This is a genomic window from Streptomyces venezuelae (genome assembly GCF_008642375.1).
Taxonomy (GTDB): Bacteria; Actinomycetota; Actinomycetes; order Streptomycetales; family Streptomycetaceae; genus Streptomyces; species Streptomyces venezuelae_G.
Genome location: NZ_CP029194.1, coordinates 6980896 through 6996584 on the forward strand (window position 1 = coordinate 6980896; position 15689 = coordinate 6996584).

The 15689-nt window shown below is 72.5% G+C and carries 15 protein-coding genes; 8 read left to right on the plus strand and 7 right to left on the minus strand.

Going from position 1 to position 15689, the window contains the following annotated elements; translation table 11 throughout:
* Positions 1-9 precede the first annotated feature (9 nt).
* Both DEJ46_RS40970 and DEJ46_RS31895 read left to right on the plus strand, forming a co-directional pair.
* Positions 10-918: an XRE family transcriptional regulator gene (locus DEJ46_RS40970; RefSeq protein ID WP_359685470.1), complete on the plus strand. Its 909-nt coding sequence runs from the start codon at positions 10-12 to the stop codon at positions 916-918.
* 219 nt (positions 919-1137) lie between these two features.
* Positions 1138-1536, plus strand: a complete 399-nt coding sequence (locus DEJ46_RS31895; protein WP_150271925.1) for a hypothetical protein — start codon at positions 1138-1140, stop codon at positions 1534-1536.
* A gap of 409 nt (positions 1537-1945) precedes the next feature.
* Here DEJ46_RS31895 and DEJ46_RS31900 read toward each other — a convergent pair whose 3' ends face one another.
* The gene (locus tag DEJ46_RS31900) at positions 1946-2395 is read right to left on the minus strand and encodes an ABA4-like family protein (protein WP_150271927.1); all 450 of its coding nucleotides are present in this window, start codon (positions 2393-2395) and stop codon (positions 1946-1948) included.
* Positions 2392-3306: a hypothetical protein gene (locus DEJ46_RS31905; protein WP_150274942.1), complete on the minus strand. Its 915-nt coding sequence runs from the start codon at positions 3304-3306 to the stop codon at positions 2392-2394. Before DEJ46_RS31905 ends, DEJ46_RS31900 begins: the two co-directional genes overlap by 4 nt.
* Positions 3307-3499: 193 nt before the next feature.
* On the opposite strand from DEJ46_RS31905, the gene DEJ46_RS31910 reads away from it, so the two are divergent.
* A complete protein-coding gene (locus DEJ46_RS31910) occupies positions 3500-4144 on the plus strand; it encodes a MerR family transcriptional regulator (RefSeq protein WP_150271929.1) in 645 nt (214 codons plus the stop codon).
* A gap of 104 nt (positions 4145-4248) precedes the next feature.
* Here the strand turns inward: DEJ46_RS31910 and DEJ46_RS31915 are convergent, their stop codons facing one another.
* Positions 4249-5085, minus strand: coding sequence for a siderophore-interacting protein (locus DEJ46_RS31915; RefSeq protein WP_190622990.1), 837 nt, complete (start codon positions 5083-5085; stop codon positions 4249-4251).
* 81 nt (positions 5086-5166) lie between these two features.
* On the minus strand, positions 5167-6099 hold the full coding sequence (locus DEJ46_RS31920) for a 5'-3' exonuclease (protein ID WP_150271930.1): 933 nt from the start codon (positions 6097-6099) through the stop codon (positions 5167-5169).
* Between the two features lie 291 nt (positions 6100-6390).
* Between DEJ46_RS31920 and DEJ46_RS31925 the strand changes: the two genes are divergently transcribed.
* From DEJ46_RS31925 to DEJ46_RS31940, 4 genes are all read left to right on the plus strand, one after another.
* Positions 6391-7443 carry a glycine betaine/L-proline ABC transporter ATP-binding protein gene (locus tag DEJ46_RS31925; RefSeq protein WP_150271932.1) on the plus strand — a complete coding sequence of 351 codons (1053 nt, stop codon included), beginning with the start codon at positions 6391-6393 and terminating at the stop codon, positions 7441-7443.
* Complete coding sequence (locus tag DEJ46_RS31930) at positions 7436-9247, plus strand: ABC transporter permease/substrate binding protein (protein WP_150271934.1); 1812 nt, start codon at positions 7436-7438, stop codon at positions 9245-9247. Before DEJ46_RS31925 ends, DEJ46_RS31930 begins: the two co-directional genes overlap by 8 nt.
* A 154-nt stretch (positions 9248-9401) precedes the next feature.
* A complete protein-coding gene (locus DEJ46_RS31935) occupies positions 9402-9953 on the plus strand; it encodes a helix-turn-helix domain-containing protein (protein WP_150271935.1) in 552 nt (183 codons plus the stop codon).
* Complete coding sequence (locus tag DEJ46_RS31940; protein WP_150271937.1) at positions 9950-10717, plus strand: helical backbone metal receptor; 768 nt, start codon at positions 9950-9952, stop codon at positions 10715-10717. Before DEJ46_RS31935 ends, DEJ46_RS31940 begins: the two co-directional genes overlap by 4 nt.
* On the opposite strand, the gene DEJ46_RS31945 is transcribed toward DEJ46_RS31940, so the two are convergent.
* Complete coding sequence (locus tag DEJ46_RS31945) at positions 10632-11861, minus strand: TDT family transporter (protein ID WP_150271939.1); 1230 nt, start codon at positions 11859-11861, stop codon at positions 10632-10634. The two genes, DEJ46_RS31940 and DEJ46_RS31945, sit on opposite strands and share 86 nt — an antisense overlap.
* A gap of 70 nt (positions 11862-11931) precedes the next feature.
* Between DEJ46_RS31945 and DEJ46_RS31950 the strand changes: the two genes are divergently transcribed.
* Entirely contained in the window at positions 11932-12894 is a 963-nt protein-coding gene (locus tag DEJ46_RS31950; protein ID WP_190622992.1) for a LysR family transcriptional regulator, read from the plus strand.
* 76 nt (positions 12895-12970) lie between these two features.
* On the opposite strand, the gene DEJ46_RS31955 is transcribed toward DEJ46_RS31950, so the two are convergent.
* Entirely contained in the window at positions 12971-14605 is a 1635-nt protein-coding gene (locus tag DEJ46_RS31955) for an amidohydrolase (protein WP_150271941.1), read from the minus strand.
* Positions 14606-14918: 313 nt separating this feature from the next.
* The gene (locus DEJ46_RS31960) at positions 14919-15656 is read right to left on the minus strand and encodes a TetR/AcrR family transcriptional regulator (RefSeq protein WP_223835239.1); all 738 of its coding nucleotides are present in this window, start codon (positions 15654-15656) and stop codon (positions 14919-14921) included.
* Positions 15657-15689: the final 33 nt, after the last annotated feature.

A 15689-nucleotide genomic window follows, 5' to 3' on the forward strand; every position in this document is an offset into this window, starting at 1 on the left:
TACGCGGAGATGGCATTCAAGATTGACGGCGAGGTGACGGCATCTGCTTTGTCGCGTGCGGCGAGCGGGCAGGGTGTTCCCTCGCGCCGAGTCGTTGAGGCTTACGCGCAGGCGTGCGAAGCCGACATGGCCGAGGCTCGTCGGCTCTGGAAAGCCGCTCGGTGGGCCGCGCAACAAGATCCTCGAAAGCCCGCCGCGCCGGGTGATGTACAGGACCGGCACCTGGCGGACAAAGTCGAGCAACTTGTCACGCACCCCGAGGTCCTCGAGGACTTCGCCCAAATGCGGCGGGCCATGATTCAACTGCGGGCCAGGGAAGGCCAACCTTCACTGGACGAACTGCAACGCAGAGCGGGTCGCGCGCCCGATGGCCGCCACCATCTCCTTCCCAAGAGCAGCCTCAGCTCCGTTCTGCACGGCCATTCGGTTCCCCTGAGGCGCCACATCACGGCCTTCACCCGTGCCCTCGGCCTCGGCGAGGGAAAGGTGGCTTTGTGGGAGCGGGCATGGGACCGGATTGAGGAACGTACCGCAGCGCAGGCCCCTCCTGAACGACGCCGTGCGCGAAATCGGAGCCACCCTTATCCAGCGGTCCCTGCTGACCAGCCTGTGCTCCTCAGAGGGTTCCTGATCGACGATGACGACATAGGGATCGGGACCGCGGCCATCGCGGCTGAGTCGGCAGTGCATGCTGCCTGGGCACTCGCTCCCGGTCTGGCACCGAGCGATCTCACACCACTACGCAGCCAAGGACTACTCCCTCAGGTATTCACTCCGACCCGCAGGCACACTGGTCCGCGCCTGGCGTTGCCGATCGCCGGCTACACGCGATCCGGCTTGCCCATCCGCGTACCACGAGCCCGCCCGTACGACAGGAGGTACGGGCTCGACAAACCGACCTTGCGCCTACGACGGTAACTTCGCGGAACAGCCCTGCCGCGACCGCCGTGCACACCGTCCGGATCCTGCCCGCCGGCACAGGCGGGCAGGAAGTGCGACGCGACGCCAGCAGACGGGATGTCGGCGTACGCACTTCTCCCCCCAGCTGTTTCCGAATCCTGGTGCGCCATGCCGGCTCCATGACGGACGAGGTAAATTCGCTGGTCAAGGCAGTGCTCGATCTGCAAAATCAGCAGAATGCCGCATTTCTTGTGTGACCACTGCCGACATCCCCTCACCGGCCCAGTCACCAAGGTGAGATTGCCGCCGCCGGTCCCGATGTCGGAGATCCCGGGCGTCCGGACACGTCCGGCCCGGATGCCCCGCGGCACCTACGCCAGGAATTTTCAGGTATGCGATTTCGGCATCGACGTCCCTGGCTTCACCGTGCACCCTGACGACGTGATCGGCACGGAACGGCACCCCGACATCATGCGATCGACCGGCTGCTGCCAGGGTCCTTCTGGCACCGATGGTCCGAACCTCGTCTGCATGGGCTGTGCAAGCGAGGTCGGCACCCGGCAGGCAGATTGCTATACCGACAACCAGGTGATCCTGGAGCCGCGCGCGGTATGCCTCTCTTTTGCCGACGACTGATCACCCGCCCCAGCAGGGCTCAACCCGTAGCCGACCTCGTCGATCACGAGGACGCCGGGCCGCAGGGGCGGCGACGCGGCTGCGCTCGCGCTGACCAGGTGGGCCGTGGCCGCCCGCCCGCTTGTCAGGGAAGGACTGACTCAGGGCCTTGACGTGGCGTCGACTGCCTTCACCCTGCAGGCCGAGCACCGTCCGGACCTCTTCGCGACGAACAGATGCCGATATGCCGTCACCTGGCGCTGAGGGATGCCACAGAGCGTCGCCCTGTCCGTCAGGGCGTGCTCCAGCGCAGGGCCAACCGTCTCCCGGCATGCGGTGAAGCCCGTCGGGGCAAGCCCGAACGTGAACTTGACGGATCGGAGACGGTGGCCAAGCTGCGACATGGCCGCCACTCTCGCACGCGGCCCGATCACCGTGAGGTCAAAGACGGGCCCTGGTCCGCGCCCCGGGCCTTCCAGGATCGTGCCGCGAGGAAGAGCGGGAGGGCGATGGGGGAGAGAAGGATCGTCAGGATGAGGATCGGGCCCATCAGGAGGGGCGAGAGGGCGAGGCGGCGGGCCTCGCGGTACATCCACTGGCCGAGGAGCAGGTCCCAGGCGAGGATCTGAGCCCAGATCGCGCCCGCGCCGTTCGGGAGTGCCGTCAGTTCGCGGAAGGTGTCGATGTCGGGGCTGCTGACCGCCGTCCACATCTCCGGCAGTACGGGGGCGGCCAGGACGGCCCAGACCGTGAGGAGCGGGAGGACGGTCAGCGGCGACGCGGCGACGCGTTCGGTGACCCGCCATCCCGGCGCGAGGATCATCAGGAGCCAGACGGGCGCCGCGAGGAGGAACGTCAGCTCGAAGAGGAAGGCGGTCATGCCGAGACTTCCTCGGTGGGGGACGGGGACGGGGACGGGTGGGGTGCGGGGGCCCGGAGGGAGAGTGTGGTCGCGGCCCCGCCGAGCAGGACGATCGCTCCCGCCGTCGCGAGCGTCACGGTGTCCGGTGAGAACAGGGCCTGGCCGCGCAGCGCCTGCCAGGTCAGCAGGGCGAAGACCGCCGCGTACGTGCCGGCGGCCGTGAGGGTGAGGCGCAGCCTCACGCGCTCGTCGGCGAGCCGGGCGAAGCGCGGTGCGAGAGCGGCCAGGACGAGCAGGAGCAGCGGGAGCAGCTGGAGCGCGTGCATGCCGAAGAAGTGAGGGATGCGCAGGTCGCCACCGGTGGTCGACCAGCCCGTCAGCGGCATCGAGGGGCCGCCGTCCGGGACCCCGACGCTGTGGGAACCGGTGATCGGGGCTTCGTCGACCGCCAGCTGCTCCGGGGTGGGACGCACCATCAGGAAGCCCACGGCGGCGCCCACGAGGGCGATGAGTGAGGAGAGGCGTACGGCCCAGGCGGTGGCGCGGTCGAGGATCCGGGCGCGCAGCAGGAGTACCGCGATGACCAGGGCGCTCAGCCACAGGATGGCGATGCTGGCTCCCATGATCTGGAAGACGGCGTCGTCGAAGGGGGTCGCGTGGTTGAAGTGGCTCTGGGTGCCGCGGACCACCTGGAGGGTGATGAGCACCATCTCGACCGTCAAGGAGACGGCGACGACGGTTCCGGCCCACCAGCCGACGCGGTGGGCGCGGTGGGTCGTGGGGAGCAGGGAGATCATCCAGGCGAGCGAGAGCGTGTAGGCGACCAACGAGACCGCGAACTTGAACGGCTTGGTCCAGATCGGCACGCCGACCAGGATCCGGTCGTCGACGGCCAGGCCGACAGCGGAGACGAGTGCGAGGGCGACCATCGAGCCGGCGAACCAGACCAGCGGTCGGTGCAGCCGGGCGAGCGGGCTGAGTGTGGACAGGCCGAGTGAAGGCATACGGATCCCCCCGTGGGAAAGTATGGATAGTGGCACTTGCCGCTATCTGATAGCGCCACTATCTATGATGGGGGTGTCGGTCGGCAAGGCCGTTGAAGGCCGGAAAGGTGAACACGCGGTGCGCATCGGAGAGTTGAGTCGCAGGACCGGGGTGTCCGTACCGACGATCAAGTTCTACGTACGGGAAGGGCTGCTGCCGGCCGGCGAGCTGACGAGCCCGAACCAGGCCTCGTACGGGGAGACGCACGTCCAGCGCCTCCGGCTGATCCGGGCGCTCCTCGACGTGGGCGGCATGCCGGTCGCGACGATCCGTGACGTGATCGTGGCGGTCGAGGACCCCGAGTGGTCGATGCACAAGGTGCTGGGCGTCACGGCGAACCGGCTGGTGCCCCGCTGCGACCGTGAGCAGGACGCCGTGATCGAGGAGGCGCGGAAGAGGGTCACGGAGCTGGTCGCCGCGCGCGGCTGGCACGCCTATCCGGAGAACCCGGCGGGGGAGGCACTGGCGGCGGCCCTCGCCGCGCTCGACGACGTCGGTCACGGGGGGTTCGTCGAGATCCTCGACGCCTACGCGGACGCGGCGGAGCGGGTGGCGCGCGCGGACATGGACTACGTGGCGCACCATGTGGCGCGCGAGGCGCTCGTCGAGAGCGCGGTCGTCGGCACGGTCCTCGGCGACGCGATCTTCGCGGCGCTGCGGCGGCTGGCCCACGTGGACGCCTCGAACCGCGTCTTCGGCCGGCCGGGCGACGACATGGAATGACGTGGGGTCGTGAGCTGACGTGGCGTCGTGAGGTGAGTGAGGTGAGTGATGTGAGAGGGGGGTGGGGCCCTTGGCCCCACCCCCCTCTCACATGTGCCGGAGCGTCAGTTCTCCTGCTCGCGCTCCACCTGGTCGTTCCACTCGCGCTTGATCGCGCGCCAGGCCTCGTCGGTCTTCCCCAGGCGCCAGTACCCGGAGATCGACAGCCGCTCGCGCGCCACCCCGCGCTCCATCCGCAGGTGCCGGCGGAGGTCCTTCACGAAGCCCGCCTCGCCGTGGACGAAGGCGTGGACGTCGCCCGCCGGGAAGTCCAGCGCCCGCACGGCCTCCACGACGGCCTCGCCCGCCGGACGGTCGCCCCGGTGCAGCCATGTGACGTCAACGCCCGCCGCCGTCGCGAACTTCTGCTCCTCCGCGGCGTCCGAGACCTCCACGAAGGCATGCACCCGTGCACCCGAGGGCAGCCGCTCCAGCGCCACCGCGATGGCCGGCAGCGCGCTCTCGTCGCCCGCGAGCAGGTGCCAGTCCGCCGCCGGGTCCGGCGCGTAGCCGCCGCCGGGGCCGAGGAAGCGCACGGTCTCGCCCGCCTGCGCCCGCGCCGCCCAGGGGCCCGCGAGTCCCTCGTCGCCGTGGACCACGAAGTCGACGGTCAGCTCGCGGTGGACCGGGTCCCACGCCCGTACCGTGTACGTCCGCGTCGTCGGCCACTGCTCCCGGGGGAACTCCTCCCGGATCCGCTCCATGTCGAAGGGCTCCGGGTAGGCGACCCCCTCGGGGGCGAACAGCAGCTTCACGTAGTGGTCGGTGTACTCGCCGGCCTCGAAGCCGTCGAGCCCGGGGCCGCCCAGGACGACCCGCACCATGTGCGGCGTGATCCGCTCGGTGCGCACCACGCGCGCTTCGGTGGCCTTCGGTGCTTTGCGGGCCGGCTGCTCTGCCACAGGGGCTCTCCTGACTCAACGAACTTAGGTATGCCTAAGCTAGCACTCCGTCGCGCTGCCGCCCAGGGCGGATCGAGGTGATCAGCGTGCCAGCACCGGCAGCAGCCGGCCCACCGCCCCGCCCAGACCCCACCGCTTCACCAGTGCGTCCAGCGCCGCCGGGTCGCGGGGCTCCGCGGGCAGGGCCGGGTCGAACTCCGGCAGCGGTACGTCGCCGGCGACCCGCACCACCGTCGGCGCCACGTCCAGATAGGCGGCCGCCTCCACGATGCCGCGCCGCTTCGCCGGCGTCAGCCTCGACGTCCGGTCCTCGGCCGCCGCCCGCACCCCCGCCAGATCGCCGTACTCCGTGATCAGTTGCGCGGCCGTCTTCTCGCCGATGCCCTTCACCCCCGGCAGCCCGTCGCTCGCGTCCCCGCGCAGCGCCGCGAAGTCGGCGTACTGGTCGGGGCGCACGCCGTACTTCGTGCGGATCAGCTCGTCGTCCACCAGGTCGCAGTCGCCGACGCCCTTGCGCGGGTACAGCACGCGGATCCCGCGCGCGTCGTCGACGAGCTGGAACAGGTCCCGGTCGCCCGTGACGATGTCCACCGGCCCGGCGGCGCGGCCCGCGAGCGTCCCGATGACGTCGTCCGCCTCGTACCCCGCGGACCCGACCCGGGCGATCCCGAGCGCCGCGAGGACGTCCTCGATCACCGGCACCTGCGGGGAGAGCGTGTCGGGGATCTCCTCCACGTCCGGGCCGGTCTCCGTCTCGGTCACCACCCGGTGCGCCTTGTACGAGGGGATCAGGTCCACCCGCCACTGCGGCCGCCAGTCCTCGTCCCAGCAGGCCACCAGCTCGTCGGGGCGGTGGTCCTGGACGAGCCGGGTGATGAAGTCGAGGAGTCCGCGCACGGCGTTCACCGGGGTGCCGTCCGGCGCGCGGACCGAGTCCGGCACACCGAAGTAGGCGCGGAAGTACAGGCTGGCGGTGTCGAGGAGCATCAAACGTCGGGTCACCCGCCCGATCATGCCGCACGCCACCGACAGACCCGCGGACGTTCCGCACGCCACCGGCGGACCCCCGGCCGCGCCCGCGCGTCACGGGGCTCGCCAGGGGCTCCACGAGATCGGAGTGACCCCCGTCACCTTTGCGTTTGCACCCTGCGAAGCAGGGCAGGCGCGAGCCCGGAGCGGACCCCGGTACGGAATTCAACTACGAGAATCCCCGTACGCGACGGGCCGCGGGCCGATCCCGCCCGCTCCACGGCCCGGCCGCGCGGGGGGTGGCGGGCCGTTCTCGTTGCTACCCGTGAGGTCTATGTGTCCAGGCTCCAGGCCGATCACCTCTACAAGGTGTTCGGCAGACGACCCGATGAAGCCGTCCGGCGCCTCGCCGACGGCGCCGACCGCGACGAACTGCGCGGCGAAGGGACGACGGCCGCCGTCGTCGACGCCGGATTCGTCGTCGAACCCGGTCAGATCTTCGTCGTGATGGGCCTGTCCGGATCCGGGAAGTCCACCCTCCTCCGCATGCTCAACGGTCTGCTCGAACCCACCGCGGGACGGGTCCTCTTCGACGGCCGCGACCTCACCGCGCTCTCCCCCCGCGAGCTGCGTGCCGTCCGGGCCACCAAGATCAGCATGGTCTTCCAGCACTTCGCGCTCTTCCCGCACCGAAACGTTCTCGAGAACGCCGCCTACGGCCTGGAGGTCCAGGGCGTCCCGCGCGCCGAGCGCGAGACCCGTGCCGCCGAGGCCCTCGAACTCTGCGGGCTCGCCGGCTGGGAGAAGTCCTGGCCGGACGAGCTCTCCGGCGGCATGCAGCAGCGCGTCGGCCTCGCCCGCGCCCTCGCCACCGACGCCGACCTGCTCCTCATGGACGAGTCCTTCAGCGCGCTCGACCCGCTCATCCGCCGCGACATGCAGGACCAGCTCCTCGTCCTCCAGCAGCGGCTGAAGAAGACCATCGTCTTCATCACCCACGACCTCAACGAGGCCATGCGCCTCGGCGACAGCATCGCCGTCATGCGCGACGGCCGGATCGTCCAGCTCGGCACCGCCGAGGACATCCTCGTCCGCCCCGCCGACGACTACGTCGCCTCCTTCATCCAGGACGTCGACCGCTCCCGGGTGCTCACCGCCGCCGCCGTCATGACCGAAGGCGCCGTCCCGGACGACTGCCCCGAGAGCTGCGCCTGCCGGGCCGTCGGACCCGACACGCTCGTCGCCGACCTGTGTGCCGTCGCCGCCCTGGCCCCGCACCCCGTGACCGTCCAGGACCCCGACGGCTCCGTCCTCGGAGTCGTACCGACGGAACGTCTCCTCGCCGTCATGGGCGGGCTCGCGAGCGAGGAGGTGACGGCCCGTGCCTAGGCTCCCCCTCGGTGACTGGACCGACAGCTCCGTCGACTGGCTCCAGGCCCACCTCTCCTGGCTCTTCGACGCCGTCAGCACCGGCGTCACCGGCCTCTACGACGGCATCGACGCCGTCCTGTCCGCACCCGAGCCGCTGCTCTTCGCCGGCATCCTCGCCGTCGTCGCCTGGTGGCTGCGCGGCCTCGCGGCCGGCGTCCTCGCCTTCGCGGGCTTCGCGCTCGTCGACTCGGTGCAGCTGTGGGACGAGGCGATGGCGACACTCTCGCTCGTCCTCGTCGCCACCCTCGTCACCCTGGTGATCGCCGTCCCGCTCGGCATCTGGGCGGCCCGCTCCCAGACGGTCAGCGCCGTCCTGCGGCCCGTCCTCGACTTCATGCAGACCATGCCGGCGATGGTCTACCTCATCCCCGGCATCATCTTCTTCGGCGTCGGAGTCGTCCCCGGCATCATCGCCACCATCGTCTTCGCGCTGCCCCCGGGCGTCCGGATGACGGAGCTCGGCATCCGCCAGGTCGACGGCGACCTCGTCGAGGCCGCCGAGGCCTTCGGCACCACCCCGCGCGACACGCTCCTGCGCGTGCAGCTCCCGCTCGCCCTGCCGACGATCATGGCGGGCGTCAACCAGGTCATCATGCTCGGCCTCTCCATGGTCGTCATCGCCGGCATGGTCGGCGGCGGCGGCCTCGGCGGCGCGGTCTACCGCGCCATCGGCAACGTCGACATCGGCCTCGGCTTCGAGGCGGGCGTCTCCATCGTCGTCCTCGCCATGTACCTGGACCGGATGACCGGCGCCCTCGGCCGCCAGGTCTCCCCGCTGGGCCGCCGCGCCGCCGCCAAGGCGCGCGCCGCGCTCGGCGCCAAGCGGCCCGGCGCGAAGCTCTGGGCCCACCGCCCGCAGCCCGTCACCGCCCTCGTCGGCGTGGTCGTCCTCGCCCTCGTCGCCGGCGGCACGGGCTTCCTCGGCGGCTCCGGCGCCACCTCCACCACCGCCTCCGGCCCCAACAGCGGCCACGGCAAGAAGATCAGCATCGGCTACATCCCCTGGGACGAGGGCATCGCCTCCACGTACCTCTGGAAGGAGCTCCTGGAGCGGCGCGGCTACGAGGTCGACACCAAGCAGCTGGAGGCCGGCGCCCTCTACACCGGCCTCGCCGGCGGGCAGCTCGACTTCCAGACGGACGCCTGGCTCCCCGTCACCCACGCCCAGTACTGGGAGAAGTACCGCAACAAGCTCGAGGACCTCGGCTCCTGGTACGGCCCCACCTCCCTGGAGCTCGCCGTCCCCTCGTACGTGAAGGGCGTCGACTCGCTCGCCGACCTCAGGGGCAAGTCGGGACGGTTCAAGGGCCGCATCGTCGGCATCGAGCCCAGCGCCGGAATGATGGGCATCCTCAAGGACAAGGTCCTCAAGGAGTACGGCCTGGAGGGCGAGTACGAGGTCGTCGACGGCTCCACCCCCGGCATGCTGGCCGAGCTGAAGCGCGCGTACGAGCGCAAGGAGCCGGTCGTCGTCACGCTCTGGTCCCCGCACTGGGCCTACTCGGCCCATGACCTGAAGAAGCTCACCGACCCCAAGGGCAGCTGGGGCAAGGGCGACGGCGTCCACACCCTCGCCCGCAAGGGCTTCGCCGCCGACAACCCCGAGATCGGCGCCTGGCTGAAGGACTTCGAGCTCACCGAGAAGCAGCTCACGGACCTCGAAGCCGTCATCCAGGAGACCGGCAAGGGCAAGGAGCAGCAGGCCGTCCGTACCTGGCTCGACCGCAACCCCGGCCTCGCGGAGAAACTCGCTCCCCAGTAGAGGCCGTTCGCTCACTGGCCGAAAAGGGGTGGTCGCCGAACGTGTTCGGCGACCACCCCTTTTCGTCACGACGCGAAACCCCGCCCCAAAGCTGCGTAAGGTTCAGGTAACCGCCCGGTACGGATACGCACGAGGCACGAGGGAGGGAGCCGACATGGACGAGAAGGAAGCGCCCCGCGTGGGCGCGGCCGTCAAGAGACGCCGCCGAGCCCTGCAGCTCACCCTGGCCGTCGTCGCCTCCCGCAGCGGCCTCTCCGTGCCCTTCCTCAGCCAGGTCGAGAACGAGCGCGCCCGCCCCAGCCGCCGCTCCCTCGAACTCGTCGCCGAGGCCCTGGAGACCAGCGCCGGCGAGCTCCTCGCCGCCGCCGAGGCCTCCCGCACCGTCGACGTCGTCCGCGCGGACGAGCGGTCCTCGGCGCTGCCCGACGGCGTCCGCGGGCTCGTCCGCGGCCGCCACCAGCTGCACGCCCTGGAGTTCACCGGCGAGCAGGACGCGGGCCGCGAATTCCAGCACCGGAACGACGAGTTGCTGTATGTCGCCGACGGCGCCGCCGAGGTCGAGGCCGAGGGCCGCGCCCACCGGCTGGGCCGCGGCGACACGCTCTACCTGTCCGGAGGCGTACGGCACCGCTGGCGCGCCACCGAGCCCGGCACCCGCCTCCTCGTCGTCGCCGTCGCCGACCACGTCGAGGTCGAGGAGGAGTGAGGGCCGCCGGCGCGGGACCGCGGGTCGTCTCCCTCGTCCCCTCCCTGACCGAGGCCGTCGCCGTCTCCGCGCCCGGCGTCCTCGTCGGTGCGACGGAGTGGTGCACCCACCCCGCCGGCCTCGACGTCGCACGGGTCGGCGGCACCAAGAACCCCGACGTCGCCGCGATCACCGCGCTCGCGCCCGACCTCGTCCTCGCCAACGAGGAGGAGAACCGCGCCCCGGACCTCGCCGCCCTGCGGGCCGCCGGGCTCGACGTCCTCGTCACCGAGATCCGCACGCTCGACCAGGGTCTGAGCGAACTGGAGCGGGTCCTCGCCGCCTGCGGCGCCCCGCGCCGGCCGCGCTGGCTCGCCGAGGCGGAGGCCGCCTGGGAGTCGGTGACACCCGTGGAGCCCGGACCGGACGGCAGGCCGCCGACCGCCGTCGTGCCGATCTGGCGCCGCCCCTGGATGGTCCTCGGCAGCGACACCTTCGCGGGCGACCTGCTCGCCCGCCTCGGCGTCCGCAACGCCTACGAGGACCATCTCGAACGCTACCCGCGGATCCCCCTCGACGAGCTCCGCGCCGCCGCCCCCGACCTCGTCGTCCTGCCCGACGAGCCCTACCGCTTCACGGCGAACGACGGCCCCGAGGCCTTCCCCGGGACCGCCGCCGCCCTCGTCGACGGGCGTCTGCTCACCTGGTACGGGCCGTCACTGGCCGAGGCGCCGCGGGCGCTGTCGTGGGAGCTGACCCGGGCCCTGCGAGCAGCGCGCCGCTGAGCAGCCCGCGCACCGTGTGGAAACCGGCCACCAGCCAGGCCGCCAGGAGGACCACGTACAGACCGACGGCGAGCCACCGGAAGGCGGCCAGACCGGTGTGCGCGGCGAGTCCCTCGGCGCCGGTCACACAGGTCCCGACGGGGAACGTGAACGCCCAGAAGGTCATGGCGAAGCCCATGCCCCGCCGCCGCGCCCGCAGCACCATCGCCCCGGCGAGTGCCAGCCACAGCAGGGCGAAGCCCATCACGGGCACGCCGTAGAGGACGGCGAAGGCGGCGAAACCGTGCGCGTACGGGGCGGGCAGCACGCCAGGGGCCACGTCGGCGAACTTGTTCGCGGCGGTCGTCGACTGGCCCAGGGGGCCGAGGACCAGGAAGAGCGTGGGGGTGAGCGCCAGCGGCAGCGGGCCACCGGTCACGAGCCGGCCGAAGACCAGGGGCAGCATGACCAGCGTGGCGAGCAGGCTGAGCCCGAACATCGCGTAGCAGGCGATGAGCATCGTCTGCTGGGCCTGCCCGGCGGGCAGATGGGGCACCAGCAGCGGGCCGAGCGCGGCGGAGACCATGGGGGCCACGACCGGCAGCAGCCAGACCGGGGACGCGCTCTCGATCTTGTGGTGCACGACCATGAGGTAAGGGACGGCCACGGCCGCCGCCAGCCCGATCACCGTGCCCGCGGTGAACAGGACGGTGTCGATCGCCAGGGCCGCGGGGAGCCCGATCCAGTCCTGGCCCACGATCATCGTGCCGCCGCCCACGGCGAGCAGGGCCATCGAGAGGCAGCCGTAGAACGGCGCCATGGCGGGGTCCATGAGGTGGGCGCGGGCCTGGTCGCGGTGGTGGATCCAGTGCAGCGTCCGGGCGGCGACGAGGACGAGCAGCATCGTGAGCGAGAGCGCCCAGACCGCGGCGCAGACGGTGCGGAGCCCGGGGACGTCCACGGGGAGTGCCGCGCCCGCGTTGGCGATGATGGCCGTCCCCATGACGGAGGCGTACCAGTTGGGTCCGAGGTGACGGACGGAGCGGCCCGGGGAGGCTGCTGGGGTGGCGGCCGGGGAGATGGCCGGGGAGGAGGTGTGCGCGCCGGGGGTGGTGGCGCGGGAGTCCGGACCGGGGGCCGTGCGGGGTGCTGCGAGGCTTGCCATGACCCCACCGTCGCGCCCTTTCGCCGCACCCACCAGGGATCTTGTGACTATGACGTCATAAGCTGGGTTTATGAGCAGCGAGAGAGCAGGGCGGTCAGGGCCACAGGGCGACGATCCGCGGCCGCACCTGTCCCACCGGGTGCCGGATCTCGGCGCTCTCGAGCTGCTCATCGCCGTCGCCCGGCACGGCAGCCTCGGCGCGGCGGCCCGTGAGGTCGGGATCACCCAGCCCGCCGCGAGCAGCCGGATCCGCTCGATGGAGCGGCAGCTCGGCGTGGCCCTCGTCGACCGCTCGCCGCGCGGTTCGCGGCTCACCGACGCGGGCGCACTCGTGACGGACTGGGCGCGACGGATCGTCGAGGCGGCGGAGGCCTTCGACGCGGGGGCCCAGGCGCTGCGCGGGCGGCGTGACTCGCGGCTGCGGGTGGCCGCGTCCATGACCATCGCCGAGTACCTGATGCCGGGCTGGCTGATCGCGCTGCGCGCCGAGCGCCCCGACACGGCCGTTTCGCTCCAGGCCGGGAACTCCGCGACGGTCGCGCAGCAGCTCCTCGCGGGCGACGCGGACGTCGGCTTCGTGGAGGGGCTCGCCGTTCCGGACGGGCTCGACGGGGCCATCGTCGCGCACGACCGGCTCGCGCTCGTCGCCGCGCCCTCGCACCCCTGGGCGCGGCGCCGCGGCCCCCTCGACCCGGCGGAGCTGGCCGCGACCCCGCTGATCCTGCGGGAGCGCGGATCGGGCACCCGGCAGGTCCTGGACGCTGCGCTCGCCGGGCACGGCGGTCTCTCCGAGCCGCTCCTCGAACTCGCCTCCACGACGGCGGTGAAGGGCGCGGCCGTCAGCGGGGCGGGGCCTGCGGTCCTCAGCGAACTCGCGATCTCCGAGGAACTGGCCTCCCGCCGCCTCGTCGCCATCCCCGTCGAGGGCGTCCTGCTCCGCCGCGACCTCCGCGCGGTCTGGCCCGCCGGCCACCGCCCGACGGGCCCGGCCCGAGACCTGCTGTCGCTGACCCGCGCCCGCCCGACGGGCTGAGCGGCGGGCGGGCGCCTCGGCCGAGTCGGCCCGGCCCGGACGGGCTCGGGCCGCTCCGGCCGGTGCTGTGCCGGGCTCAGACCCCCGCGGCGCGGTGGGTGATCCGGCCGTCCAGGACCGTGAGGAGGACCGGCAGGTCCGGGAGTTCGGTCGCCGACGTGCTGACCGGGCTGTCCGCGAAGACCGTGAGGTCGGCGCGGTGGCCGAGCGCGAGCCGGCCCGCCTCCCGCTCCTCGCCCGCCGCGTACGCCGGCCCCGTCGTCATGCCCCGCAGCGCCTCCAGTCCCGTCAGCGCCTGCTCCGGCCCGTGCGGGGCCTGGCCGAGGTCGCGGCTCGGGCGCCGGTGCCGGGCCCCTGCCAGCACGCCGAGCGGCGGGAACGGCGCGATGGGCCAGTCGGAGCCGAGGACGACGGTCGCCCCGGATTCCAGCAGGTCACGGCAGCGCCAGGCCCGCGAGGCCCGCTCCTCGCCGAGGCGGCGCGACCAGTTGTCGGTGTGGTCGGCGCGGGTGAAGTCGCAGCAGTGGGTGGGCTGCATGGAGGCGACGACCCCCAGCTCGGCGAAGCGGCGCAGCGTGTCGTCCGGAACCGTCTCGATGTGCTCCACCCGGTGGCGTACCCGGACCGCCCCGGAGGCCTGGGCCTTCTCGACGGAGTCGAGGGCGTGCCGTACGGCCGCGTCCCCGATCGCGTGCGTCGCCGTGGCCACGCCCGCCCGGTGCAGTTCCCCGACGATCTGCGTGTACGCGGCGGGTTCCGGCCAGAACGCCGCCGTCGACTCGCCGTTGCGGTCGGGCCGTTCCAGCCACGCGGTGCCGTTGTCGATGGTCCCGTCCATGAAGAGCTTCACGCCCGCGACCTGCCACAGCGCGCCGCCCGTGCCCTGCTGCTCGATCAGCGCGCGCACCCCGTCCGCGTCGGTGCCGGGCTGGCACCAGGGCGCGACGCGCAGCCGCAGCGGCAGCTCACCGGCCGCGTCGAGCTCCCCGTACAGCGCGAGGCTGTCGCCGTTCGCGTCCATGACGTGGCCGCCGGTCAGACCGGCCGCCGCCATCGCCCGCAGAGCGGCCGCGAGCCCCTCCCGGCGCTCCGCGCGCGTCGGCTGCGGGGCGACCCGCTCGACCAGCGCGCAGGCCGCGTCCTCCTGGAGCAGTCCGGTCGGGCGCCCGTCCGCGTCGCAGACGACCTCGGCGGAGGCCTGCGCGAAGGTACGCGGCCCGTCGACCCCGGCGAGTTCGAGCGCCCGGCGGCTGGCCAGCGCCGAGTGGGCGTCGAAGAGCAGCAGGAAGGCGGGCACCCGGTCGAGCACGGAGTCGAAGGGGGCGATCCCGACGGGCCGGTCGCCGAAGACGTTCGGGTCGAGCCCCCAGGCGAACAGCCACTCCCCACGGCCGAGGCGCCGCACCTCCCGGGCGAGCGCATCCCGTACGTCGTCGAGACCGGCGCAGTGCGACAGGTCGAGGCCGCCCGTGAGCTCGGCGCCGGTGACCGGGTGGACGTGACCGTCCACGAGCCCGGGGGTCACGACGGCGCCCTTGAGGTCGACGGCGGTGGTGCCGGCCCCCGCGAGGGCGCGCATCTCACGTTCGTCGCCCAGGGCCGAGATCCGGCCGTCGTCGGAGACGGCCAGCGCGGTCTGCGGCAGGAACGCCCCGGTGCCGGGGTCGAGCAGCCGGGCGGAGAGCAGGACGAGTCGGGTGGTGGTGCGCACGAGGACTCCAGGGGGGAGGGTGAGGGGGAGGAGACGGAGGTACGTGGCCGGGGAAGGCGGGGGAGGCGGGGAAGAGGGAGGAGGGGAGGGGTACGGGCGCGGGCAGCGGCCGGGAGGGGCGCAGGCCGTCAGCGGGGAGAGGCCGGAGCGGCAGATCCGGGCCGGGCAGTCCGGGGATTCCGGGCAGTCCGGGGTGTCCCGGCAGTTCCGGGACTACCCGGCGCCTCACCGGAAGCCCAGGAAGCGCAGGAAGCGCAGGAAGCGCAGGAAGCGCAGGAATCCCCGAAACCATCGGGGTCCCGGACCCACTGGACTAGGCCGGCTCGGCCGACTCGCCGCCTTCGGCCGACTCGCCGCTCTCGCCGGGAGCGTCCGTCCCCACGGCGAAGGACCCGCCCGACCCCGCCGGTTCCACCAGCGGCGTGACGTCCGTCAAGGTGCCGTGCGCCAGGCCGAGTTCGCGTTCCGCCGTCGTGACGGCCATCCGGGTCACGGCCTCCGGCCGATCGCTCCGGTCGGTGTTCGCATGGGCGCCCAGGCCGTCGAGGACCACCAGAATCTGGATGGCCGTCGCCCGCGGGTCGTCCGTGCGGAACTCGCCCCGCTCCACGCCCTCGCGGATGAGTTCCGAGAGCCGGTCGTCGGAGGCGAGCTCCTGGACGGCGACCCGGTCCCGCAGGACGGGACGGTAGCGGCTGAGGTGCCGGGCGTTGATCCAGAGACGGCTGATGTCGTCGTACGCCTCGCCGGACGAGAGCGCGAAGTACCGGGCGAGGTACTGCGTGGGCGTCCCGTGCGGCCGGTGCGCGGGCAGCAGCGCGTCGAGCTCGCCGGTGGAGGCGACGCTGAAGGCCTCGGCCACCAGGTCCTCCGCCGAGGGGAAGTAGTGGCTGATCAGGCCGGGCCGGACGGCGAGCTCCTCGGCGATCCGCCGCAGGGTGACGCACTCGAGGCCCTCGGTCAGGGCGACCCTGGCCGCGGTCTCCACGATCTCCGCCCGCCGGGCTTCCGGGGACTTCCGAATTCGCTTGCGCTGGACGCTTGACGACATACCCGGGATGCTATTGAGTGTGCGACCAATAAG

Excerpts from the sequence above, each read along its gene's own strand:
- DEJ46_RS31945 (WP_150271939.1), bottom strand. The coding sequence starts at position 11,861 with ATGGCAAGCCTCGCAGCACCCCGCACGGCCCCCGGTCCGGACTCCCGC.
- DEJ46_RS31960 (WP_223835239.1), bottom strand. The coding sequence starts at position 15,656 with ATGTCGTCAAGCGTCCAGCGCAAGCGAATTCGGAAGTCCCCGGAAGCC.
- DEJ46_RS31935 (WP_150271935.1), top strand. The coding sequence starts at position 9,402 with ATGGACGAGAAGGAAGCGCCCCGCGTGGGCGCGGCCGTCAAGAGACGC.
- DEJ46_RS31950 (WP_190622992.1), top strand. The coding sequence starts at position 11,932 with ATGAGCAGCGAGAGAGCAGGGCGGTCAGGGCCACAGGGCGACGATCCG.
- DEJ46_RS40970 (WP_359685470.1), top strand. The coding sequence starts at position 10 with ATGGCATTCAAGATTGACGGCGAGGTGACGGCATCTGCTTTGTCGCGT.
- DEJ46_RS31920 (WP_150271930.1), bottom strand. The coding sequence starts at position 6,099 with ATGATCGGGCGGGTGACCCGACGTTTGATGCTCCTCGACACCGCCAGC.
- DEJ46_RS31900 (WP_150271927.1), bottom strand. The coding sequence starts at position 2,395 with ATGACCGCCTTCCTCTTCGAGCTGACGTTCCTCCTCGCGGCGCCCGTC.
- DEJ46_RS31895 (WP_150271925.1), top strand. The coding sequence starts at position 1,138 with ATGCCGCATTTCTTGTGTGACCACTGCCGACATCCCCTCACCGGCCCA.
- DEJ46_RS31905 (WP_150274942.1), bottom strand. The coding sequence starts at position 3,306 with ATGGTCGCCCTCGCACTCGTCTCCGCTGTCGGCCTGGCCGTCGACGAC.